Genomic DNA, 19,996 nt, shown 5'->3' on the forward strand with positions numbered 1-19,996 from the left:
CAATTATCACAAAAAAATGACTGTGCTTTTAGTCACAAGTTGGCCTTATTCCTCAGGGTAAAATTGCTGATATTTTCCATTAATTTAACAGAGGATTTTGCCGGATTCTATCGAAATCTATTGGTTAACTGTTATTATGCAAAAAAGTGGAGGATAAAATGACGATTGAAACAAATAATGCCATATTGCAACTTCTGCTGACGGAAAAAGAAAACCTTTTAAGTGAATGGAATGAGAAAATCCTCATAAATAAGGATGACCCTTTTAAAGATAAAATCAAGGAGAATGGCGATGCCATGTTCCAATTAATTATTCAAATCTTAATAAAAGACGGGAAAGAACTGGAAAACTATATTCAAAAACTGGCCTACACTGTCGCTGAACAGCGAGTAAAAGCAGATATTAATATTGGAGACTTTGTTTATAATGTCAACTTGGGAAGAACAATCGTCCTCAATATATTTAATCGTTCCGAAATACATTTTCATGAACTCCAGAGACAGTACGAAAGAATCGGTTATTGCTTCGATAAATTCTTATATCACGCAGTGTCCAGATATACCGATGCCAAAGATCAGATTATTAAGGAAAAAACACAATTTATTGATTCCACCCATAAAGATAGATTAACTCTTCTGGGCCAAATGACTTCAAGCTTTATTCATGAGTTCAGAAATCCGCTTACCTCTGTACAAGGGTTTATTCAGCTTTTAAAATCCGAAAATCCCTCCATGAAGTATTTGGATATCATTTCAAATGAACTGGAGCAGCTGAATTTTAGAATTTCACAATTCCTGCTCCTCTCTAAAAAGGAACTGATCGGAAAAGAAAAAATTACATTCTCTTTAAATGAATTAATAGATGAAGTCCTGATATTCTTATATCCCAGTATCCTGGATGGAAAGGTTACGATCCTTCAGGATATAAAAGATGATATCTATTTGGTTGGCTATGCGGATGAAATCCGCCAAGTCTTCATTAATATTATCTTCAATGCCATTGATGTGCTTACACAGTACCGCAGCGACCCTGTCATTCATATTAAAAGCAAATGGACTTCAGATGGGCACATAAGATTGGATATTTCTAATAATGGGCCAAGAATTCCTGATCATCTTATCAATTCCATTTTCGAGCCATTTGTTACAACAAAAACACTCGGAACAGGGCTGGGTCTATTTGTCTGCAGAGAGATAATTGAAAAACATCAAGGGACTCTGACATGTGATACCGAATCAGACTGGACCGTTTTCAGCATAACTTTGCCAACTGAAAAGCTGACTAAAGATATGAGCTGACTCTGAATCCTGGGAACAGCTTTTTCGTCTTTCATACTAAAAATGCTTCTATGATTTAAACAATAAATTATTATATTTATAGTTTGCCGGAGGGGGTTTGTCACTTGTTTTCTTTAAAGGTAGATGAGGATATAGAATTGCAATTGTTCCAGCTTCATCATTCAGAAGAGCTTTTCAGCTTGGTGGACCGGAACCGCAGCCACTTAAGAGAATGGCTTCCATGGGTAGATAATATGGCTTCACCTGTTCAGTATCATTCGATCATTCCTATTTGGCTGAAACAGTTTGCCGATAATAACGGCTTTAATGCCGGAATCCGTTATCAGGGAAAACTTGCAGGCTCTATTGGTTTTCACCATATAGACTGGAACAACAGACAAACCAGCATTGGATACTACCTTGCCGAAAATTTTGAAGGCAGAGGAATTATGACACGAAGTGTGCAGGCCATGGTCAATCATGCTTTTTTTGATTTAAAATTGAACCGCATCGAAATACGCTGCGGAATCAAAAATGGAAAAAGCCGTGCGATTCCTGAACGGCTCGGCTTTCGGCAGGAAGGAATCATCCGGGATGGCGAGTATCTTTATAATCGATATCACGATCTTGCCGTATATGGACTTCTGTCAAGAGAATGGAATGTTTAAACAAAAAGCCTGCTCAGGCTTTTTTATTTTTCCCTGCATACAAAAATATTGGATTAATTATTTCTCCTGATTACATCTCTTAAATAAGGGTAATTTCAATTAAAGTAAATCCTTTATTCATGGTTTATTTGTAAAATTCATGAATGAGGGAAAAGTACTTATTATAAAGGAGGTGCCGGCCCCTTACATTTCGTGTAAGGGATAATATGATCACCCTTAACCTTTTCTTATTATTTTTATTAATCGCATTAACTGCTTTTTTTGTTGCATCTGAATTTGCCATTGTTAAAGTAAGGACTTCACGAATTGACCAGCTTATGCTGGAGGGAAATCCTAAAGCCCGTTCTGCAAAACAAGTTATAAGCAGTCTGGATGAATATCTATCTGCCTGTCAGCTTGGAATTACAATAACCGCACTGGGTCTCGGGTGGCTCGGTGAACCGACTATTGAGAGACTGCTTCATCCGGTATTTGAAAGTCTTAACTTGCAGGCTTCCGTAACTCATTTCCTATCCTTTGTCATTGCTTTTGCTGTTGTGACATTTCTCCATGTGGTCATTGGAGAGCTTGCGCCAAAGACCTTTGCGATTCAAAAAGCAGAAGCCATTACTTTAACTTTTTCGAAGCCATTAATATTATTTTACAGGGTTATGTATCCGTTTATCTGGATTTTAAATGGTTCAGCCAGAGTTGTTACAGGATTATTCGGACTGAAGCCAGTTTCAGAGAGTGAAATGGCCCACTCAGAGGAAGAACTGCGGATTATTCTATCTGAAAGCTTAAAGAGCGGTGAAATTAATCCCTCTGAATACCAGTATGTGGACCGGATATTTGAATTTGACAATAGAATCGCCAAAGAGATAATGGTTCCCCGGACCGAAATTGTTACCATTCCGGAAGATTCATCACTGGAAGAAACTCTCGATCTCATATTAAATGAGCGTTATACCCGCTATCCGGTTACGGCGGGCGATAAGGATAATATTCTCGGAATCATTAATGTTAAGGAAATTTTAACTGACTGTGTAAGAAAAAAATGTGAAGGCAAACACCCCTTACTGCAATATATTAAACCTGTCATCAGGGTGATTGAAACCATTCCCATTCACGATTTGCTCCTTAGAATGCAAAAGGAGCGTTCACATATGGCGATTCTTCTTGATGAGTACGGCGGAACCGCTGGAGTGGTCACAGCTGAAGATATCCTGGAAGAAATCGTAGGTGAAATCCGGGACGAATTTGATGCCGATGAGCTTCCGCTTGTTCAAAAGACAGGAGAAAACCATTATATCCTTGATGCGAAACTGCTGATTTCAGAAGCAAATGATCTCCTGGGAACAACATTATCTGATGATGATGTGGACACTATCGGCGGATGGATTATGACGCAGAAATATGATGCTGCTCAGGGAGACTTTGTTGAGCAGGAAGGATACAGATTTATGATTAAAGAAATGGATGGACACCATATTTCTTATATTGAAGTTGTGAAAATATAATCTGCATTTTTTTAAACCGGGAGCACACTTTTGCTCCCGGTTTTTGCTGACCGCGGACTGCTTAAGTTCCACCTTTTTCAAACTCAATAAAAAATTTAATTTTTCCGAATCTTTTTACTTCATATTTAAGGAATAATTTCATAAAATAAATGTAATCCTTTTTTCAAAAACTGCTACGTTTGACTGTATGGTTTCCGCTAACGTATAATTGATTCTAACTATATCTCTTGTTGTAAAGCATTATTATGGAGATATAAGTATTCAAAACAGAGGTGATATGATGGGGCTTACTATCGTATCGGCGAATTAGCCAATATTGCTAACGTTTCCAAAAGAACCATTGACTACTACACTAGCATTGGCCTAATAAAAGCGAAACGCTCAAAATCAAATTATCGCATATATTCAGAAGAAGTTTTGTCTGATCTAAGATTTATCGATGAATGCAAAATACTGCATCTTCCGCTTGAAGAGATTAAGAGAAAACTAGAAATGAAAACGAAAAGGGAAATTCAGACAGGGGAAGTTGAAAAGCATATCAATGCAGTCACATTACAGATGAAACAGCTGCAGCAGGAAATAGCTGTCCTCATGCCGCTCATCAATACAATGAATGAGGAGCAGAAAGATGGCTTCTCCAGTAGGCTGACTGCCGAGAGTACTGCTTTGCTCCGTTCCCTTTCCGGCTTAACAAGCTAATCCCATTTTTCACAAAATCAGGAGGTGACACCCTGCCCGTTCAGGCGGGATAAGGGGAACTTATTTGGACATATTAAACTTGGTTTTTATAGCCATTTTAATTGCTTTAACGGCTTTTTTCGTTACTTCGGAATTTGCCATTGTTAAAATACGAAGTTCCAGAATTGATCAGCTAATTGAAGAAGGCAATAAAAATGCAATTGCTGCGAAGAAAGTGATTTCGAATTTGGATGAATACCTTTCAGCCTGTCAGCTGGGAATTACCATTACAGCACTCGGTCTTGGCTGGCTGGGTGAGCCGACAATTGAACACCTGCTGCGTCCGGTGATAAATAGTTTCGGTCTGCCGTCATCCATTTCACATGTTATCTCATTCAGCATTGCTTTTGCTTTTATCACCTTCCTGCATGTAGTTGTGGGAGAATTGGCTCCAAAGACTTTGGCGATACAAAAAGCAGAAGCGGTAACACTTTTAACAACACGTCCTTTAATCTGGTTTTACCGGGTTATGTATCCAATCATTTGGGCGTTGAATGGTTCTGCCCGCCTATTGACCAGCATGTTTGGATTAAAGCCTGCTTCTGAACACGAATTAGCACATTCTGAAGAAGAACTTCGCATTATTTTATCAGAAAGCTATGAAAGCGGCGAAATTAACCAATCTGAGTTTAAGTATGTAAATAAAATCTTTGAGTTTGATAATCGGATTGCGAAAGAAATCATGGTTCCGCGTACTGAAATAGTTTCTCTCTCAAAAGATGATACACTTGAAGACTTTCTGCAAATCGTTCAGGAAGAGAAATTTACTCGATATCCCATTATAGATGGAGATAAGGATCATATCATTGGCATGGTCAATATTAAAGAAGTCATGACAGATCTCATTATGAACCGGGAATTATCATCAAGCACGCTTGAATCATACATTCGTCCCATTATCCGGGTCATTGACAGCATACCTATCCATGAGCTGCTGCTTAAAATGCAAAAAGACCGCATCCACATGGCCATCTTAATGGATGAATACGGCGGTACCTCGGGGTTAGTGACTGTTGAGGATATCATTGAAGAGATTGTTGGCGAGATCCGTGATGAGTTCGACATGGATGAAGTACCGATGGTCAGAAAGACGCAAGAAGGCCAATATATCATTGATTCAAAAGTTCTTGTCAGCGAAGTCAACGACTTGCTGGGTACCGATATTAATGATGAAGATGTTGACACCATTGGCGGATGGATATTGACTGAGAATTACGAAGCCCAACAAGGCGACATAATCGAGCACGAAAAATATCGATTTAAAATTCTGGATATGGAAGAGCACCATATTAAGTATCTTGAAGTAACAGCAGTACCTGAAACAGAAGAGCCGGCACCTGCAAAAGAACTGCCCTTTACTGAATCACAAGTATTGTCATAATAACCAAAGGAACAGCCTCCTGGAGTGCTGTTCCTTTTCTTTAGCCTTATTGCTCCCTCGGAAATTTAATCGTAAATTGGGTCCCTGCCCCTTTTTCACTGCTTACAGCAATTTCTCCGCTGTGCAGCTGAACAAGCTGTTTGACAATGGAAAGACCAATGCCAAATTCACCAAATGAATGATTGGTCCTGGATAAATCCGCTTTATAAAAACGCAGCCAGATCGACTCAATTTCTTTCGGGTCGATGCCCATACCTGTGTCTTCTATTACGATCAATGTCTGATCGGGATCTTCTTTGCCCCTTAAAAATATGGAGCCCTGCTCCGTGAATTGAATGCTGTTTTTTACAATATTCACCAGGATCTGAATTAGCCGGTCATAATCCGCATATACCGAAACCCCTTCTTCAGCCTCTATATAAATCCTGTTACCTTTTTCCTCTGCCTGAATTTCCAGCTGTTCCTTAACAATTTCAAAGGCTTCCATGAGATCAATATCCATTTTATTCAGCTGAAGCTGATTGGATCGGATCTTCTCATAATCCAGATTTTCATTCACCAGCCGGATAAGCCTCTTCGCTTCCCTGTCTATCAGGATCATCCCTTTTTCTGTATCCGCCTCTGGAATCAGACCTCCCTTAATGCCTTCAGCCAAACCGCTGATAGTGGTCAAAGGAGTCCGAAGCTCGTGCGAGACATCAGCAATGAATTTCCTTCTTCTATTTTCCAGTCTTTTAATTTCTTCATTTGATTCTCTGAGCCTTGCTGCCATATCATTAAAGTCTTTAGCCAGTTCACCAATTTCGTCCATATAGGTATAAGGAACATTGATATCATAGTTCCCGGATGAAATCATAGAGGCAGCATTTCTAAGCTCCGTTATCCTCTTAATCAGATTTTTAGAGAGAACCAGACTTAAAAGGATGGTTGCAGAGAGAGAAATAAAAATGGTATATAATAAAAATCGATTTAATTGGCTGACAACCTCCATAGCCCCTGTTATAGGAGACAGAAGTAAAACTCCGCCAACAAGACTGCCCCCTTGCATATATGGCAGGGCAACCAATGTTACCTCCTGGCCGAAGCGTTTTATATCATGCTTTACAGTCACTTTATTTCCTTTCGAAATTTCAGCCCACTCGGATTTGGTCAGCTGAATCATCGGATCTGATTTAAGTTCAGGGTACAAGACCCTCCCTTTATGATCAAAGAGGATGTATTTGATGTTTCTGGCATCGAGCAGCTGGCTGTATTCTGTTAGAAATTGTTCATCCCCCTCTATCCTGACTGTTATGTCTGTCAGGATCTGCTCTCCATAGGAATCGAGCTCTTCCACTTTATTTTCAAAAATATAATTCTCCACAAACTGTGAGAATAGAAGGCTTAATAACAGGAATGCCAATATTAGGATGCTGACATGACTGATCAGCAGCTGATAAAAATACTTAACCTTCATTTTCCGCTGCCGTTTCATCGAATTTATAACCTACACCCCAAACAGTATGAATAAAGGGCTGCTCATCCGTGCCTATTTTTTTCCGTAGCCTTTTTATATGTACATCTACCGTTCTTTCATCTCCATAAAACTGATAGCCCCATACACTATCAAGCAGCTGCTCTCTTGTAAAAACCTGTTTGGGATGTTTTACAAGATAATACAGCAAGTCAAATTCTTTTGGGGTCAAATTCTTTAAAAGCTGTCCATTATAATATGCCTCTCTGGATTCTTTGCTGATTTTGAAATATTCACTGGCAACATAGTGATGTTCATCTGTTCCTGCTTCAGCCTGGAATCTGCGTGTCACGGCTTTAATCCTGGCCATCAGCGTCAATGGGCTGAATGGCTTGGTCACATAATCATCGGCACCCATTTCAAGACCCAGAACCTGATCGGATTCGCTGTCTTTAGCTGTCAGCATAATAATCGGAACTTTGCTCAGTTCTCTTATTTTCCGGCAGAGCGTCACTCCATCCATGACTGGAAGCATCCAGTCAACGATAATTAAGTCCCATTTTTCTTTATTAAAATGCTCAAACCCCCGCTGGCCATCGTGAACAAACACACCCTGATACCCTTCTTTCATAAAGAACATCTCCAGCATTGAACAGACACTTTCATTATCTTCCACAACAAGTATTTTCAATTTCCCTTCACCGCCCATGAACAGTCTTTTATTCTTAATGTAATCGATATGAGTGTTTTTTTTCAATGAATATCTCTGACCTTAATGTTTTTTTATAAAAAGTCAGCCAACTTATTTATTGTTTAGCTATATCTTGGGAAATGCTAATTACGACTTATCATTTTGAAAGGAGTGCAGTATAAGATGAATAAAAAATTTCTTTTATTAGTATCTTTTTGCTTTATTTTAATAGGTGCCGCAATTTCGGTTAATGCTGAATCTGCGCCAAGGGGAAAGTCACCGGCACAGGAGCAAAAACATGAACACCATCACAGAATGATCGATGAATCCCTAATGAAATCCCTTCAGGAGCAAGGATTCACGAAAAGAGAAATCTTCATAGCTGCCCACATTGCGAAGTTTTCAGATAAACAGGTTACAGAGGTATTGACTTTTTATAAAAAAAATAACTCCTCCTGGGAAAAAACAGCTCAGCAGTATGGAGTGGATTTAGAAAAAATAAAGAAGCACCATCATCACATGGATAAGTTCCTTGAAGCGAACAAGGGGGTTGTTCTGCAAAAGGTCTCCGAGTACTCCGGCAATTCGACTCAAGTGCTGCATGGGTATCTTGACAAAGGAGTTCCGCTACGTTTCCTTGTTTCGGGTGCAGCCATTGCAAAGGCGGCAAATAAGGATTTGGGTGAAATAATCCAATTGAGGGAACAAGGAAAATCATTACCAGAGATTAAAAAAGAATTAAATGTTGATAAAGAACAAATCCATGCTGAAATGAAAAAACTGGTTGATGAAATTCACAAGGAAATCAGAAAGGCAAAATAATAAGGCAGAACCGCAGAGTGAACATCTCTGCGGTTTCGTTTTATATAAAACAGACTTATAATGAGAGGGAGAGGTGAAACAAAATGACAGATGAAAACCCGGTGTACCCAGCCGACCTGGATGAAGAAACTTTATTCATGGTGTCCCAGACTTTTAAAGCTTTATCAGATCCAACAAGGCTTAGAATTCTTCACTTATTATTTCATGGAGAGTATTCTGTAAATGAAATTGCCGAAAATCTATCCCTGCTCCAGTCTACCGTTTCTCACCAGCTTCGCTTTTTGAAAAACCTGCGTCTGGTAAAATTCCGCCGTGAAGGAACTACTCTCTTCTACAGCCATGATGATGAACATGTTATAAGTTTATTGAACCAGGCAATTGAACATAGCCAGCATTCATAAGAAAAGCGGAAGAGCCTTGCCCACAAAGGAACGCAGAAGAATAAGCTGTCCTAAGGGCCTTATTAATTGCAGCTTTCATTATGGCCGGGACAGCCTTTTCTTTCTCCCTCCACTTGTATCGTGCTGTGCTCAATCCCATATTCATCATGCAGCACAGATTGAGCCGCATGAAGGACTGCATCGTGTCCGCCCTCATTTTCAATTACAAGATGGCAGCTAAGAGAAGGAAAACCGGAAGTAATCGTCCAAATATGAAGATCATGAACGTCTTTTACATGTGCAAGTCCGAGGAGCGCACTTTTAATATCCTCTGGGTTCAGGTGGGAAGGTGTCCCCTCCATTAGAATGTGGAAAGACTCTTTTGTCACTCTCCATCCGCTTACAAGAATGAGAACTGCTACTATTACACTTGCTATTGGGTCTGCAATGCCCCACCCGAAGAAATAAATTAAAAGTGCAGCGGCAATTGCTCCAACAGAACCAAGCAGGTCACCAAGAACATGCAGAAAAGCACTTCTGACATTTAAATTATGATCCTTATCCCCGCTCATTAATATGAATGCTGCTGCAATATTGACGAGAAGACCAATCGATGAAATCACGAGCATTCCCATACTTTGAACGGCCGGCGGCTCAAGAATGCGGTGATAGGCCTCATAGAAAATATAAAGAGAAATTAGGAGCAGTGTAATGCCATTTATTGAAGCAGCAATAATTTCAAATCGTTTGTAGCCAAATGTTTTTGAATTCGTCGCCTTTTTTTCACCTATTTTGATCGCCAGAAAACTCAAGCCAAGCGCAGCTGCATCACTCAGCATGTGCCCGGCGTCCGATAGCAGCGCAAGGCTATTAGTCCATATACCGCCAATCACTTCTACAATCATAAATGAAGCAATTAAAATAAATGCCCACATCAACGCCTTTTTATTGCCAGTGTGATGGTGGTCATGTGAATGCCCGTGCCCATGACTGTGTCCCATATAATGCACCCCTTTTATATGAATATATGCTCATATATATTATGTATGACTTTGGCTTATTGTTCAATAATTTTTATTATTCCCATTTAATTTAGACTAAATAAATACGCTCAAACATCTTCTGACGAAATCAACAAAAAACAGCAGAAAATTGAAATCCATGTAATTATAGAAATCACAAAAAGGCTGCCCGACTCTGCAGGCAGCCCCTTTCCCTTATGCAAGATAAACAAAATAACCCATAAATGCAATACATAGTCCATACATGATGGGATGGATCTCTTGTGGCCTTTTAAGTGCCAGCATTGTAATTGGGTATAAAATAAAACCGAGTGCAATCCCTGTTGCTACACTGAAGGTCAATGGCATCATTAAGATGGTCACGAACGCAGGAATTGCGATTTCCAGTTTACCCCAATCAATATGTTTTACCTCCATGGCCATCAGTGCTCCAACAATGATCAGTGCCGGCGATGTTACTTCAGCCGTTATCACACTGAGCAATGGAGAAAAGAATAATGCAACCGCGAAGCATGCAGAGATAATTACTGATGTAAAACCTGTTCTGCCTCCAGCTGCAATCCCTGAACTGGACTCAATCATGGAAGCAGTTGTAGAAGTTCCAAGCACAGAACCTACTACAGTTGCACTGGAATCAGCCAAAAGCGCTTTGCCGGCATTAGGAATTTCATTATTTTTCATTAAGCCAGCCTGACTTGCAATCGCTATTAAGGCTCCGGCTGTATCAAAAAAGGCAACAAATAAGAAAGTAAATATTACTGCCAGCATTTCCGGAGTAAAGACTTGATCGATATGAAGAAAAACCTCACCAAATGTCGGTTCAAGGCTCGGGATGGCCCCGATGATTTTTTCCGGCTTATCAATAATGCCAATTAACATTCCGGCAGCTGCTGAAATGACCATACCATAGAAAATGGCCCCTTTAACTCCTCTTACCATTAAAACGATTGTTAATATAAAACAGAAAACAGCCAGAAGCGTGACTGGGGATTTGATATCGCCAATCGCCACAAATGTCGCATCATTTCCTACAACAAGGCCCGCATTTTTCAATCCTATGAAAGCAATAAAAAATCCGATGCCGCCTGCAATTGCATGCTTTAAATCCTTCGGTATAATGTTAATAATTTTTTCGCGTATTTTTAATAAACTTAAAATCACAAATAAGATCCCTGAGATAAAAACACCTGTTAATGCCGTTTGCCACGGAATACCCATTCCGATGCAGACAGAAAAAGTGAAGAAAGAATTGAGGCCCATGCTTGGGGCAATCCCAATCGGATAATTGGACAGCAGGCCAATTAATAAAGAGCCAATAATAGCCGAGAGTGCCGTAGCAGTAAAAACAGCCCCTTTATCCATTCCGGCCTGGCTAAGGATAATTGGATTTACAATTAGAATATATGCCATTGATAAAAATGTGGTTAAACCTGCAATTGTTTCCTGTTTGTATGATGTTTCTCTTTCATGAAACCGGAAAAAAGATGACATGCCATTCCCTCCTTTTTTTTGGAAAATAAAAAAGCTCCGCAAGATGCGAAGCTGCCATAAAGAAAAACAGAAGAAAATAGCATGCCTATTCAAACAAGCTATATCCCCTGTAGTCAAGCTATTTACGGCAGCCCGGTAGAAACGCTCAGACCCTATCTCTGAACATATACAGGTAAAATGTAAGGCTCAGCACATCAATTAGTGTACTGCCCAAACATTATATATTGATATAATGAAACCAATTCTAGCAAACTCAAATTTGGACGTCAATTCTTTAATTTATTCTGAGAATTCTCTTTATCAAAGTGGTTAAGAAGATTTAACGTTAATTTTTTGCGTTAATGGGTAAATAATAAGAAAACCCGCATGAGGAGGCAGGTCGTAATGTTCATTGTTTATGCAAGCTTGATTCTTATAGCAGCATCTCTGATTTTTCTGGGCATCTATGCTTTTAAAACGTACAAGGATGCCAAACCCGCAATTAAGAAGCTGACAGCAATAAGCACTGTCATGCAGCTAAAAGCAGATCAAGTGAAAAATGGGGTTGACGAACTGACAGCAACCCAGAAAGAAATCCAAAGGGATATCAATTTTAAGAAACAAACATTTAATAATACAGTGGCTGCTGTTAAAGAAACACCAAAAAAAATTAAAAAGTGGTGGAACATTAAAATACCTTTTATCCATCAGATAAAGTGAAACTTCAATCAGTGAGGGTTTTCCTTATCCCCCACTGATTGTTAGTCGCGTTCTAGTGTCGCTAAGATCTCCGCTAGCGCTTCGATCAATCGACACTACGAACCCGATTGGTTCAACTAAGCCTCTGCCTGCGCGTCGGCAAGTTTCACTGTATCTCACCAATCGGGCCTTTACATTATAAAGCGAGGCGACTTGCCTTGGGGTGACAAGCATAAGACGAGCAGATGGTGGGGAGTGCTTTTCTTCCCATCAGCTGATTGGCTTATGACCTCGAGCCCCTAGGAGCCGCAGCTAGATCGGGCAGTTTGCCCCCCACTTACCCTCCTTTGATTCCTCTGAGTCCTGAAGTGGGGGTCTTACTGCCCGTTAGACTGCGATAAAATAAAACGAGGGCTGAGCCCTCGTTTTATTTTGCCCTATTTGATTGAAAGTGTACGGTACGCTTCTCCATCGGATTGTACTTTGTGGTCTTTTTTATCATCTTTCTTTCCGCTGCCCGGTTTAAATGTATTATTTCTGTGATAGAGGGCACTTATTTCTCCGCCAATAACAAGTGCAAGGCCGGTTAGAAAGAACCACAGCATTAATACAATAACTCCGCCAAGGCTTCCATATGTGGCTGAATAATTCCCAAAATTGCTTACGTAAAAGGATAAGCCAAAAGATATGATCTGCCACATAACCGTTGCGGCTATTGCACCCGGCAATACCTGTTTGAAAGGAAAATGTTTATTCGGTGCGACTTTATAAAGAATAGCCAGGACTGTAACCATGATCACAAAAGCAACGGCCCATCGCAATACATTGATCAGAATTTGCATCCCTTCAGATATATTTATAAAATTCCCAATAAAATTCAAGATAACTTTTCCGAATACAGGAAGAACCATGGCAACAATGAATGCTGCAAGCAGTCCAAGTGTTAAGCCTATGGAAACAAGTCTTGATTTTATAAATGATCTCGATTCCTTTACATCAAACGCATCATTCATGGCCCTAATGAAAGCCTGCATTCCATTAGAAGCCGACCATAATGTACCGATAATACCAAAAGTCAGCAGACCGCCGTTTGGCTTCGTAATGATATCTACCACATTATCCTCGATCACACTAAACGAATCAGACGGCATTACACTCTGCAAATATGTTAATGCTTTTTGAGGATCCAGTGATAGATATGGAACAATGGAGATAAGCAGGATTAATAAAGGAAAAATGGAGAGCATATAATAATAGGCTTGTTCGGCTGCAAGCCCGGTTGCCCGATCATTCTTAAACTCCTTTCCGAGCTTCTTGCCAAATTGAATAACCTTATGCATGTAACTGCCCCTCCCTTATACAGCTGATTTGCTTGTATGTGTTTATTTCCCCGAAGAGCTTTGAACTAATCGTATTTTCATAAAATATTCAATCAGGCTGGTAAAAAAGATACCATTGTATGATCCTTACAAAGGAGTACAGAACTAAGAGTATTATTTAACCCCATGAATCCCTCATCTAATATAAGAAATGTTATAATTAGACATAGTGATTATCAGACTTGCCGAATAATTAGTTTGAGCTAAAAATGCACAAGCTATCATATTATATTACTAGCTTATACAGATACTCGGTTATCATATAAAAATGGGGGTCATTTATGAACGTTTCACTCGAAACTGCTGTTGAAGCAAATGTACATAAAGGATTGACTAAAGGAAAGCTTGCAAAAAGAATTTTCTTCATCATAGTTGGAGCCATACTTATGGGCGTAGGGATCGAAGAGTTTCTTGTGCCCAATAAAATTCTGGATGGCGGAATAGTAGGCATCTCCATTATCCTCTCTCACCTGTCCGGCTGGAAACTGGGCTGGTTTATTTTCATCCTTAATATCCCATTTTTTTACATAGGATACAAACAGATAGGGAAAACCTTTGCGTTGTCTACGCTGCTCGGGATTGCCGTATTATCAGCAACCACTCTCCTTTTGCATGACGTTCCTGTTTTTACTGAGGACTTGCTGTTAGCCACGGTATTTGGCGGCATTGTTCTTGGTGTTGGGGTCGGCATGGTGATCAGGTATGGAGGATCCTTAGATGGAACAGAGATTCTGGCCATTCTGGTAAATAAAAAACTTCCATTCTCTGTCGGGGAAATTATTATGTTTTTCAATATCTTCATTTTTGCTACGGCAGGCTTTGTTTTCGGCTGGAACAGGGCAATGTATTCCATCCTCGCTTATTTCATTGCTTTCAAAACAATAGATGTGGTGATCAGCGGGCTGGATGAATCAAAATCAGCCTGGATCATCAGTGACCAGCATAAGGTAATCGGCGAAGCGATTCTTGCACGGCTGGGAAGAGGAGTTACCTACTTAAATGGGGAAGGTGCTTACACAGGGGATGATAAAAAAGTAATCTTTTGTGTCATCACCAGACTGGAAGAGGCAAAATTAAAAGCCATCGTGGAAGAAATAGATCCCAGTGCTTTTTTAGCAGTTTCTGATATTGCGGAAGTCAGGGGCGGAAGATTTAAAAAGAAAGCCATTCATTAATTAATAATTTATAAACATGGATGCACCAGTTAAATCAAAATAACAAATAAATATATTAGCAATAAGATAAATATCAAAAAGATTACAGCTGTTATTAAGTATATCAGTGATCGGGATGATGAGTAGGTCTGCAGGTTAATTCTTTTTCTGACCTGAAAATAATTCAAGGTAGAGTAAACCAGGATTGTCAGGCCGGTAACCAGAGAAAACAGACTTAATGAAATGGCAATGCTATCTGCAAACTTATTTACTCTCTGCACATTATTAAAATGCAGTGTGGAAGCAAGTACACCTATTCCAATTACAGCGATCGATGTTCTTACCCATGCCAGGAAGGTTCTTTCATTTGCCAGATGCTGCTGTATGTATTTCGACTCTTTGGATTCTTCCATCAGAAACAGCTCTCCCTTATCTGAAGTATACGATTATTTTTACCGCTTAACCACAGGTTAAACATTAAAGGGAACAGCACCCGCTGCCCCCTCCCCGGAATTATAATATATCCATCCAGATCTTAATGGATGTAGCCAGAATTAGTACAGCCAAAATAACCTGGAGAATTTTTGTATTTACTTTCTTTCCTGAAGCAGCTCCTAATGGAGAAGCAATTAAGCTGGCAATAATCATAATGGCTGCAGGAACGTAGTCTACTTGTCCGGTTGCTAATTTACCAGCTGTAGATCCAATCGATGAAATAAAAGTGATTGCCAGTGATGTCGCAATCGTCATTCTTGTAGGAATCTTCAATACAACCAGCATAATAGGAACCAGTAAAAAGGCACCTGCTGCACCGACGATACCAGCCCCGATGCCGACAATCAAAGCAAAGAAGGCTGCAAGCCATTTATTGAACTTTACTTGATCCAAAGGGATATCATCCAAGCCTTTTTTCGGCACAAACATCATAATTGCCGCAATTAAAGCTAAAACACCATAAACAAGGTTAATGCCGCCTTCAGTCATAAACCTTGAACCGTAACTTCCGATTAAACTTCCGGCTAATATGGCTGAACCCATATAAATAATTAGTGTTTTATTCAGATATCCGCCTTTCCTGTAGGCCCAGACACCTCCGATTGTTGCAAAAAACACCTGTACAGCACTGATTCCTGAAACTTCATGAGCAGAAAAGGCTGCTAATCCAAATAACGGCGGAATGTATAATAGCATTGGGTATTTAATGATTGAGCCGCCAATTCCCACCATTCCGGAAATATAAGACCCGATAAAACCAATTAAAAATATAACGATCAAAAAAGTAAAATCCATGTGGCCATCTCCTCCTTTTAAGCAATAAAAGGGAGTGCAAACTCCCTTTTATCTTTTCAATAGATCAGCCTTTTTTTATCCAGAACTTTAACACTCCATTGTCATCCTCATGTTTTAAAAGCTCATGTCCTGTTGACTCTGTCCAGGCAGCCAAATCTTTAACTGCTCCTTTGTCTGTTGTATGAACTTCAAGCACTTGCCCTGATTCGATTTCACCTATTGCTTTCTTTGTTTTTACGATTGGCATTGGACAAGCTAAACCCTTTGCATCCAGTACTTTTGCTGCGTTCATATTTCATTCCTCCAATTATTATTATTAGTTTTTGATAAATCCTTCAAAAAAATTATCTTACAGCACAGCGATTTGGACCGATTTCCATCTCACGCTGTTTTTCTTCGTCCGGGCTGATTTTTCCCATATTTGTTTCGCGGATTTCCTGATAAGCATTAGGCTGAGGAGGAAGATTTTCAGAAACTAACTTTCTGAACTCTCCTTCGTCTTCAATGTTTAATCCGTGATTTTTAGCAAATAATGTGCCAAGCTTTTCGGATACGCTGCCATCCTCATTTAATTCTTCAATAATCATGAAGTGTGCAGGCATAACAACTAATTCGCCTGATAGGTCTTTATAGCGCTTATAAAGTGTTTCTCTTAAATCACCAGCCCAATCCCCGGCTTTACCGGCAAGGTCGGGACGTCCGATAGAATCGATGAATAGGATATCACCTGAAAGAAGGTATTGATCGTCCACTGCAAAAGATGTTGAACCAATTGTATGGCCTGGTGAGTAAATAGCTTGAATGCTGATTTTAGTAGAACCAATCATGACTTCGTTTCCATCTTCAAGACGGCTGTATTCAAATGTTACTTCTTCAGCATCCTTAGGAGGAAGCCAGTAAGAAGCACCCGTTTTTTCAGCAATTTTGCGTCCGCCTGAGATATGATCTGCATGCAGATGTGTATCAAAGACATGCTTAATCTCTGCATTCTTTTCAGCAGCAAAATCAGTAAATACGTCAGTCATTCTTGTGGCATCGACGATTGCAGCTTCACCATTTGAAATCACCATGTAGGACAGGCAGCCTTTTCCGATGCGGACGAATTGATACATTTCTCCGCCATCCTTCAAATCACCCACTTTAACAGGCTCAAGGTGTTCACTCCATGATTTCATCCCGCCTGCAAGGTATGAGGCATTGCGTCCTGCTTCTTCAAGCATTTCTGCGACCATGACAGAAGAACCTTCTTTTGCACACACTACTAAAAGCTCTTTATCAGCCGGAATTTTATCCAGAATAGGTTCTACGCCATCAAGAAGTTCGAAGTATGGAACATTCAAGTATTCAAAGTTTTTGCCTTCAATCTTCCAATCGTTAAAGTCGGTTTCATTGCGTACATCAAGTATAAATAATTCTTCATTTTGAATAACCTTTTTTGTTACTTCACTAGCAGTCATTGCATTCATCGTTAGTATACCCCTTAATGTATAATTTAGTTTAAAAAATTTTAGTTAAGCTTCGTTTCGGTCGGTCCATTCCATTCGGACATTCCCGGCACTACATTAATTACATTTGAGAAGCCTTTTTCAGCTAATACCTGGGATGCCATATCACTTCGGCTCCCTGTACGGCATACTACAAAAATCTTTTTATCCTGGTTTAGCTCGCTAATTCTTTCCTCCAATTCTCCGAAGGGAATCGAAATAGCATTGGGAATATGGCCGAATGCATATTCAGCAGGTTCCCTGACATCGAGAACAACAATATCATCATTAGAATCCATCTCTTTTAAAAGATCATCGTTAGAGGCAACAGACTCAAAAGTTGCAGCTTCACGCTCTTCATTTTCACCTGCTTTTCGTATATAATGCTTAAGCACTTCGCCTTCTTCCATTGTGCCAAGATATTGGTGTCCAGAGCTTTTTGCCCAGGCCTGAATATCTGCTTTTGAACCTTTATCTGTTGCAAGTACCTCAAGTACTTCCCCAGGATTCAGATTAGTGATTGCCTTTTTCGTTTTTACAATCGGCATTGGGCAGGCAAGCCCTTTTGCATCTACTGAAGAGTTTGTTTTTAAAGTTTCCATTTAATATTCCTCCTTATAACTTTAGATAAATAAGTTGACATTACCGTCTTCTGCATCTGCAAGATAAGCAGCTACACCGGCAAATTCTACACCATCAATGATTTCTTCCTGTTTGAAACCAAGAAGATCGACAGTCATTTGACAGGCTACAAGCTTAACTTCCTGTTCTTTTGCCATTTCAATAAGGTCGCTTACTGGCATTGTGTTGTGCTTTTTCATAATATCTTTGATCATCTTAGGACCCATTCCAGCCATATTCATTTTCGATAAGCCCATTTTTTCCGGACCTCTTGGCATCATTTTGCCAAACATTTTTTCCATAAAAGTTTTTTTGACTTGAATTGGCTCATCTTTTCTAAGAGCATTCAGTCCCCAGAATGTGTGAAAGATGGTTACCTCATGATCGTAAGCAGCTGCACCGTTTGCAATGATATAAGCCGCCATCACCTTGTCATAATCTCCGCTGAATAGAACGATTGTTGTTTTTTTCTTTTCCAATCTTTTATCCTCCCTTTACCCTATTGGGTATATATATAATCAAAAAAATTTATTTCTTATAACTTTTAAAATGAATCCAAATACCTCACAGGGTATATACTAGAGCATATTTGACTTTCTGTCAACACCTGTTCTTGGCCTTTGCAGTTCAATAATCTAATGGTCCTTCCCAGTTCATCATACCGCCAAGCATGTTAATGACTCTATACCCCTGTCCTTCAAGGAATCGTGCAGCTAATCCGCTGCGGTTTCCTGATCGGCAAACCATAACATATTCCTGATTCTTATCCAGCTCATGCATACGAAATTCAATTAATCCAAGCGGAATATGAATAGCTGAAGCTATCTTTCCTTCTTTTACTTCATCTGCTTCCCGCACATCAACGATATTTAATTTTACTCCGGCGGCTAGCTGCTGCTCTACTTCATTCACATTCATTGTTTTCATTTAATATTCTCCCCTTTATCTCCAGGCGCTTACTCCGCCTTTGATGTTTGTAATGTTCTTATATCCGGCTTTTTTTAGAATTTTACTTGCTTTGCTGCTTCTCATTCCGCTTTGACAGATAACAACTACTTCCTTATCTCTTGATAGCTGTCCCATATTCTGGTGAAGCTGATGAAGAGGCATGTTCTTAAATCCTGGAATATGGAAGCTTTTAAATTCAGCTGTTGTTCTTACATCAATGTATTGCTTTGTTTTGTCCTTCATTTCATTCTTCAGCTGAGCAGCTGTCATCTGCTTTACGCCCTTTACCGGAATCAGCTTCTGAAGGAGAAAAATAATAACCAGGGCGATAATGATTCCATTTGCAATAGTCATTTGCTTACCTCCAAATTTATGTGATAACGCTTTTGTTTTATACCTCATGGGGTATATTATAACTAAATAAAAAAAGGAAGTCAACTGACCATCATCTGCTTTTAACAAGTAAGTTGACAGCCTCTTCAATCATGATGGAACTCTCAATTCCCTTTTCAGCGTTTTCAACAATACATTGTTCAAGATTGGAACTGACAATAACTGCAATTGCTTTATCAATTGCTGATCTTGAAGCTGTTAGCTGGGTAATGACAGATTTGCAATCTTTTTCATCCTCCATCATTTTTAAAATCCCTCTAAGCTGGCCCTCTGCCCTTTTGATTCGATTTTTAGTTTTTGCATCGTATAACACAAGCTTCACCCCATTTTAGTTTTATTTTACACAGTGACAATCAGGCATTGAAAAACCAACTATTTTAAACCCTTTTTTTCGCAGCATCCTTACCCCAAAATTTTTCTCTAATGAGCTGGAGGCAACTAAATGGATTTGGTTATATGGTATATCGTTTATATGCCGATTTATATATGGAATGGGCAGATTGATCGCTCCGGGTATTTCACAATGACAGGAATCATTATAATCCCTGACATCCAGCAGAGCTATGCCTTCCTTGGGCAGGCATTGATCTAAATGATAACAAGGGATATTTCTAATAGGATAATACC

Annotated in this window: 24 protein-coding genes and 1 riboswitch; of the genes, 10 read left to right on the top strand and 14 right to left on the bottom strand. The window is 39.5% G+C overall.

Annotated elements, in window-relative coordinates:
* Window positions 1–158: 158 nt before the first annotated feature.
* The 5 genes from ACTHRG_RS15570 (at window position 159) to ACTHRG_RS15590 (ending at window position 5,563) form a co-directional block, all read left to right on the top strand.
* Window positions 159–1,298 (top strand): histidine kinase N-terminal domain-containing protein, encoded by a 1,140-nt coding sequence (locus ACTHRG_RS15570; RefSeq protein ID WP_076262509.1) that lies wholly within the window; start codon window positions 159–161, stop codon window positions 1,296–1,298.
* Between the two features lie 104 nt (window positions 1,299–1,402).
* Window positions 1,403–1,945, top strand: coding sequence for a GNAT family N-acetyltransferase (locus ACTHRG_RS15575; protein WP_076262511.1), 543 nt, complete (start codon window positions 1,403–1,405; stop codon window positions 1,943–1,945).
* Window positions 1,946–2,151: 206 nt separating this feature from the next.
* On the top strand, window positions 2,152–3,444 hold the full coding sequence (locus ACTHRG_RS15580) for a hemolysin family protein (RefSeq protein WP_076262513.1): 1,293 nt from the start codon (window positions 2,152–2,154) through the stop codon (window positions 3,442–3,444).
* Window positions 3,445–3,741: 297 nt separating this feature from the next.
* On the top strand, window positions 3,742–4,143 hold the full coding sequence (locus tag ACTHRG_RS15585) for a MerR family transcriptional regulator (protein ID WP_076262515.1): 402 nt from the start codon (window positions 3,742–3,744) through the stop codon (window positions 4,141–4,143).
* A 64-nt stretch (window positions 4,144–4,207) separates the two neighbouring features.
* A complete protein-coding gene (locus ACTHRG_RS15590) occupies window positions 4,208–5,563 on the top strand; it encodes a hemolysin family protein (protein WP_076262518.1) in 1,356 nt (451 codons plus the stop codon).
* Window positions 5,564–5,609: 46 nt separating this feature from the next.
* On the opposite strand, the gene ACTHRG_RS15595 is transcribed toward ACTHRG_RS15590, so the two are convergent.
* Together ACTHRG_RS15595 and ACTHRG_RS15600 are read right to left on the bottom strand one after the other, a co-directional pair.
* Window positions 5,610–7,019, bottom strand: a complete 1,410-nt coding sequence (locus ACTHRG_RS15595) for a sensor histidine kinase (protein ID WP_076262530.1) — start codon at window positions 7,017–7,019, stop codon at window positions 5,610–5,612.
* A complete protein-coding gene (locus ACTHRG_RS15600; RefSeq protein WP_076262533.1) occupies window positions 7,009–7,707 on the bottom strand; it encodes a response regulator transcription factor in 699 nt (232 codons plus the stop codon). Before ACTHRG_RS15600 ends, ACTHRG_RS15595 begins: the two co-directional genes overlap by 11 nt.
* Window positions 7,708–7,890: 183 nt before the next feature.
* Between ACTHRG_RS15600 and ACTHRG_RS15605 the strand changes: the two genes are divergently transcribed.
* Both ACTHRG_RS15605 and ACTHRG_RS15610 read left to right on the top strand, forming a co-directional pair.
* Window positions 7,891–8,529 (top strand): hypothetical protein, encoded by a 639-nt coding sequence (locus ACTHRG_RS15605; RefSeq protein ID WP_076262520.1) that lies wholly within the window; start codon window positions 7,891–7,893, stop codon window positions 8,527–8,529.
* Between the two features lie 83 nt (window positions 8,530–8,612).
* On the top strand, window positions 8,613–8,930 hold the full coding sequence (locus ACTHRG_RS15610) for an ArsR/SmtB family transcription factor (protein WP_035326772.1): 318 nt from the start codon (window positions 8,613–8,615) through the stop codon (window positions 8,928–8,930).
* 62 nt (window positions 8,931–8,992) lie between these two features.
* Here ACTHRG_RS15610 and ACTHRG_RS15615 read toward each other — a convergent pair whose 3' ends face one another.
* Window positions 8,993–9,910 carry a cation diffusion facilitator family transporter gene (locus ACTHRG_RS15615; protein WP_076262522.1) on the bottom strand — a complete coding sequence of 306 codons (918 nt, stop codon included), beginning with the start codon at window positions 9,908–9,910 and terminating at the stop codon, window positions 8,993–8,995.
* A 216-nt stretch (window positions 9,911–10,126) separates the two neighbouring features.
* Complete coding sequence (locus ACTHRG_RS15620) at window positions 10,127–11,422, bottom strand: NCS2 family permease (protein ID WP_076262525.1); 1,296 nt, start codon at window positions 11,420–11,422, stop codon at window positions 10,127–10,129.
* Window positions 11,423–11,512: 90 nt separating this feature from the next.
* Window positions 11,513–11,614: riboswitch (purine riboswitch) on the bottom strand.
* A gap of 192 nt (window positions 11,615–11,806) precedes the next feature.
* On the opposite strand from ACTHRG_RS15620, the gene ACTHRG_RS15625 reads away from it, so the two are divergent.
* Window positions 11,807–12,121, top strand: a complete 315-nt coding sequence (locus ACTHRG_RS15625) for a DUF948 domain-containing protein (protein WP_048009322.1) — start codon at window positions 11,807–11,809, stop codon at window positions 12,119–12,121.
* A gap of 416 nt (window positions 12,122–12,537) precedes the next feature.
* On the opposite strand, the gene ACTHRG_RS15630 is transcribed toward ACTHRG_RS15625, so the two are convergent.
* Window positions 12,538–13,440, bottom strand: coding sequence for a YihY/virulence factor BrkB family protein (locus ACTHRG_RS15630; protein ID WP_076263414.1), 903 nt, complete (start codon window positions 13,438–13,440; stop codon window positions 12,538–12,540).
* A gap of 320 nt (window positions 13,441–13,760) precedes the next feature.
* On the opposite strand from ACTHRG_RS15630, the gene ACTHRG_RS15635 reads away from it, so the two are divergent.
* Entirely contained in the window at window positions 13,761–14,654 is an 894-nt protein-coding gene (locus ACTHRG_RS15635) for a YitT family protein (protein ID WP_076263412.1), read from the top strand.
* 29 nt (window positions 14,655–14,683) lie between these two features.
* Here the strand turns inward: ACTHRG_RS15635 and ACTHRG_RS15640 are convergent, their stop codons facing one another.
* The 9 genes from ACTHRG_RS15640 to ACTHRG_RS15680 form a co-directional block, all read right to left on the bottom strand.
* Window positions 14,684–15,046 carry a YidH family protein gene (locus tag ACTHRG_RS15640; RefSeq protein ID WP_076263410.1) on the bottom strand — a complete coding sequence of 121 codons (363 nt, stop codon included), beginning with the start codon at window positions 15,044–15,046 and terminating at the stop codon, window positions 14,684–14,686.
* A gap of 100 nt (window positions 15,047–15,146) precedes the next feature.
* Window positions 15,147–15,923, bottom strand: coding sequence for a sulfite exporter TauE/SafE family protein (locus ACTHRG_RS15645; RefSeq protein ID WP_076263409.1), 777 nt, complete (start codon window positions 15,921–15,923; stop codon window positions 15,147–15,149).
* A gap of 64 nt (window positions 15,924–15,987) precedes the next feature.
* Window positions 15,988–16,215 carry a sulfurtransferase TusA family protein gene (locus ACTHRG_RS15650; RefSeq protein WP_035326750.1) on the bottom strand — a complete coding sequence of 76 codons (228 nt, stop codon included), beginning with the start codon at window positions 16,213–16,215 and terminating at the stop codon, window positions 15,988–15,990.
* A gap of 52 nt (window positions 16,216–16,267) precedes the next feature.
* Window positions 16,268–17,389 carry an MBL fold metallo-hydrolase gene (locus ACTHRG_RS15655; RefSeq protein ID WP_076263406.1) on the bottom strand — a complete coding sequence of 374 codons (1,122 nt, stop codon included), beginning with the start codon at window positions 17,387–17,389 and terminating at the stop codon, window positions 16,268–16,270.
* A 41-nt stretch (window positions 17,390–17,430) separates the two neighbouring features.
* A complete protein-coding gene (locus ACTHRG_RS15660; protein ID WP_076263405.1) occupies window positions 17,431–18,009 on the bottom strand; it encodes a sulfurtransferase TusA family protein in 579 nt (192 codons plus the stop codon).
* A 21-nt stretch (window positions 18,010–18,030) separates the two neighbouring features.
* Entirely contained in the window at window positions 18,031–18,507 is a 477-nt protein-coding gene (locus tag ACTHRG_RS15665) for a DsrE/DsrF/DrsH-like family protein (protein WP_076263403.1), read from the bottom strand.
* A 148-nt stretch (window positions 18,508–18,655) separates the two neighbouring features.
* On the bottom strand, window positions 18,656–18,955 hold the full coding sequence (locus ACTHRG_RS15670; RefSeq protein ID WP_440231577.1) for a rhodanese-like domain-containing protein: 300 nt from the start codon (window positions 18,953–18,955) through the stop codon (window positions 18,656–18,658).
* A gap of 15 nt (window positions 18,956–18,970) precedes the next feature.
* Window positions 18,971–19,330: a rhodanese-like domain-containing protein gene (locus tag ACTHRG_RS15675; protein WP_076263398.1), complete on the bottom strand. Its 360-nt coding sequence runs from the start codon at window positions 19,328–19,330 to the stop codon at window positions 18,971–18,973.
* A gap of 91 nt (window positions 19,331–19,421) precedes the next feature.
* Window positions 19,422–19,682 (bottom strand): metal-sensitive transcriptional regulator, encoded by a 261-nt coding sequence (locus ACTHRG_RS15680; RefSeq protein WP_048011895.1) that lies wholly within the window; start codon window positions 19,680–19,682, stop codon window positions 19,422–19,424.
* 129 nt (window positions 19,683–19,811) lie between these two features.
* On the opposite strand from ACTHRG_RS15680, the gene ACTHRG_RS15685 reads away from it, so the two are divergent.
* On the top strand, window positions 19,812–19,961 hold the full coding sequence (locus tag ACTHRG_RS15685; protein WP_175609185.1) for a hypothetical protein: 150 nt from the start codon (window positions 19,812–19,814) through the stop codon (window positions 19,959–19,961).
* Window positions 19,962–19,996: the final 35 nt, after the last annotated feature.

It is taken from the genome of Cytobacillus sp. SAFR-174 (genome assembly GCF_051964675.1).
GTDB lineage: Bacteria > Bacillota > Bacilli > Bacillales > Cytobacillaceae > Cytobacillus.

What these genes read in the sequence shown, in the direction of transcription:
- ACTHRG_RS15675 (WP_076263398.1), bottom strand. Translation starts at nt 19,330, where the DNA reads ATGACTATTGCAAATGGAATCATTATCGCCCTGGTTATTATTTTTCTC.
- ACTHRG_RS15635 (WP_076263412.1), top strand. Translation starts at nt 13,761, where the DNA reads ATGAACGTTTCACTCGAAACTGCTGTTGAAGCAAATGTACATAAAGGA.
- ACTHRG_RS15620 (WP_076262525.1), bottom strand. Translation starts at nt 11,422, where the DNA reads ATGTCATCTTTTTTCCGGTTTCATGAAAGAGAAACATCATACAAACAG.
- ACTHRG_RS15660 (WP_076263405.1), bottom strand. Translation starts at nt 18,009, where the DNA reads ATGGAAACTTTAAAAACAAACTCTTCAGTAGATGCAAAAGGGCTTGCC.
- ACTHRG_RS15570 (WP_076262509.1), top strand. Translation starts at nt 159, where the DNA reads ATGACGATTGAAACAAATAATGCCATATTGCAACTTCTGCTGACGGAA.
- ACTHRG_RS15580 (WP_076262513.1), top strand. Translation starts at nt 2,152, where the DNA reads ATGATCACCCTTAACCTTTTCTTATTATTTTTATTAATCGCATTAACT.
- ACTHRG_RS15605 (WP_076262520.1), top strand. Translation starts at nt 7,891, where the DNA reads ATGAATAAAAAATTTCTTTTATTAGTATCTTTTTGCTTTATTTTAATA.
- ACTHRG_RS15615 (WP_076262522.1), bottom strand. Translation starts at nt 9,910, where the DNA reads ATGGGACACAGTCATGGGCACGGGCATTCACATGACCACCATCACACT.
- ACTHRG_RS15630 (WP_076263414.1), bottom strand. Translation starts at nt 13,440, where the DNA reads ATGCATAAGGTTATTCAATTTGGCAAGAAGCTCGGAAAGGAGTTTAAG.
- ACTHRG_RS15595 (WP_076262530.1), bottom strand. Translation starts at nt 7,019, where the DNA reads ATGAAGGTTAAGTATTTTTATCAGCTGCTGATCAGTCATGTCAGCATC.
- ACTHRG_RS15625 (WP_048009322.1), top strand. Translation starts at nt 11,807, where the DNA reads ATGTTCATTGTTTATGCAAGCTTGATTCTTATAGCAGCATCTCTGATT.
- ACTHRG_RS15685 (WP_175609185.1), top strand. Translation starts at nt 19,812, where the DNA reads ATGGATTTGGTTATATGGTATATCGTTTATATGCCGATTTATATATGG.
- ACTHRG_RS15655 (WP_076263406.1), bottom strand. Translation starts at nt 17,389, where the DNA reads ATGAATGCAATGACTGCTAGTGAAGTAACAAAAAAGGTTATTCAAAAT.
- ACTHRG_RS15645 (WP_076263409.1), bottom strand. Translation starts at nt 15,923, where the DNA reads ATGGATTTTACTTTTTTGATCGTTATATTTTTAATTGGTTTTATCGGG.
- ACTHRG_RS15640 (WP_076263410.1), bottom strand. Translation starts at nt 15,046, where the DNA reads ATGGAAGAATCCAAAGAGTCGAAATACATACAGCAGCATCTGGCAAAT.
- ACTHRG_RS15610 (WP_035326772.1), top strand. Translation starts at nt 8,613, where the DNA reads ATGACAGATGAAAACCCGGTGTACCCAGCCGACCTGGATGAAGAAACT.
- ACTHRG_RS15650 (WP_035326750.1), bottom strand. Translation starts at nt 16,215, where the DNA reads ATGAACGCAGCAAAAGTACTGGATGCAAAGGGTTTAGCTTGTCCAATG.
- ACTHRG_RS15670 (WP_440231577.1), bottom strand. Translation starts at nt 18,955, where the DNA reads ATGAAAACAATGAATGTGAATGAAGTAGAGCAGCAGCTAGCCGCCGGA.